The sequence below is a fragment of the bacterium genome (genome assembly GCA_021372775.1).
In the GTDB taxonomy this organism is placed as follows: domain Bacteria; phylum Acidobacteriota; class Polarisedimenticolia; order J045; family J045; genus JAJFTU01.
The window spans coordinates 1-1,745 of record JAJFTU010000367.1 but is presented as its reverse complement, the minus strand read 5'-3'; the positions used below and the strand labels follow the sequence as shown (position 1 = coordinate 1,745).

Below are 1,745 nucleotides of genomic sequence, written 5' to 3'. Positions count from 1 at the left end.
CCAGCCCATCAGCCCGATGTCGTGGAGCGCGATCAGGTCCCCGGGCGCGGTGCGCCGCGCGACCTCCGCCGCCGTCGGCGCGACGCATTGGTCCATCGACCGGGCGTAGGCGCGGGTCCGCGGCGCGACGACCGCCGTCGCGAAGACCGCCTCGAACGCCAGCGCGGCGAGGCACGCGGCGACGGCGGCGCCCCGCGTCCGGGGCGAGGAGGACGACGCGAGCCGCGCCAGCGCCGCCGCGCCGAAAGGCACGACCGCGACGACCAAGGGCGCGAGGTAGCGCGTGTAGACGATGACGCCGTAAAGCGCGTAGACGCCGGCCAGCCCCGCGGCGAAGAGCAGCGCCGCGCGTCCCGACGCGGCGTCCTCGTCGTCTCCGCGCGCCCGGCGAAGCGCCTCCCACAGCCCCGCCGCGGCGAACAGCGCCTGCGTCGAGCCGAGCACCGCGCCGGTGCGCGCGAGCGAGGCGACGATTCCGGCGAGGCTCTCCCCCGGCCCCTTGGCGATCGCCGTCGAAGGGATCGGCGAGCCCCAGACCGCGAGCGAGAAGGCGAGCCACGCGGCGCCGAAGACCGCCGTCGGCGCGACGAGCGACGCGGCGCGGCGGACCGTGCGCCCGCGGCGCGTCGTCCATTCGGCGAGCAAGACGGCGCACGGCAGGACGGCCAACTCGGGCCGCGCCAGCGGCGCCAGCGCGAGGAGCAGCCCCGAGCCCCACGCCGCGCGTCTCGACGTTCCGGCGTCGAGCCGCAGCGCCAGGCCCCACGCCGCGAGCGCCGCGGCGAGCCCCGCCTCCATCCCGCTCCACGACCAGCGGACGACCCACGGATCGAGCGCCAGCGCCGCGAACGCGATCCAGCGGGCGCGCTCGCCGCCCAGACGCCGCGCGAACTCCATGCCGCCGCACAGCGCGGCGAGCCAGGCGAGAGCCGAAAGGAGCTGCGCCGCGGCGGGCGAGAGGAGGCCGAGCCGTCCCAGTCCGAGCAGCGAGAAGAACCAGATCGGCGAGCTGGCGACGTCCACCGCCTCGCCCGGATTGAAGCCCCAGCCGCGCCCGTCGAGGACGTTGCGGGCCATGCGGAGGTAGATGTAGAGGTCGTCGGTGCGGAAGACGCCGCACAGCAGCCACGCCGCCGCGAGCGCGGCCGGCGGCAGGAGCCACGGCGCGAGCCGCCGGACGGCGGTGGCGTTCCCGTTCATGGCGGTGATTGTGCGCCAGATAGCGGCGCCGCGGCGAGGCCGAAGTGCCTCGCGGGGTGCTGGACTCGCGGCGCGGCGCGCGGCGCTGTCCTGAAGGAAGCGTCCGTCGGAGCGGGGAGAGCCGCGACGCCCGCGCCCGCCGCGCGAAGGATGAATCGGTCAGCGCTCGGGGCTGGCGGTGAAGACGCCGTCCACGTAGACGAGGTCGTTCTCGTAGTGGTCGCGGGTCGCGCGCGAAATGTCGGCCGGACCGAGCGCCCCGTCGTTGCCGTAGCTGCGCAGCGTGTAGTCGTGCTGGTCGGTGCTGTAGACCAGATCGTGCCGCCACGCGTCCTGGACGTCCACGACCTGGATCGCCCCTCCGCCGAGGGCGGTCTTCAGGGCGGCGCCCGTGGTCCCGTCCTGCGGCATGTAGGAGTAGTCCATCTGGTAGGCGTGGATCGCCGAACCGACGGTGCGCATCGTCGCCATCGTCTTCGTCTGCCGGGAGCGGTCGAGCGCGCCCCGGAGATTCACGACCGCGATCGCGGCCAAGATGCCGATGA

Annotated in this window: 2 protein-coding genes; both read right to left on the bottom strand. The window is 75.1% G+C overall.

The features are described from left to right. Window positions 1–1,200 (bottom strand): hypothetical protein (locus LLG88_12130; GenBank protein ID MCE5247650.1); only part of this gene is annotated, 1,200 nt, incomplete at its 3' end. Window positions 1,201–1,359: 159 nt separating this feature from the next. Further along, a partial coding sequence (locus LLG88_12125; GenBank protein ID MCE5247649.1) for a type II secretion system protein GspG occupies window positions 1,360–1,745 on the bottom strand: 386 nt, incomplete at its 5' end.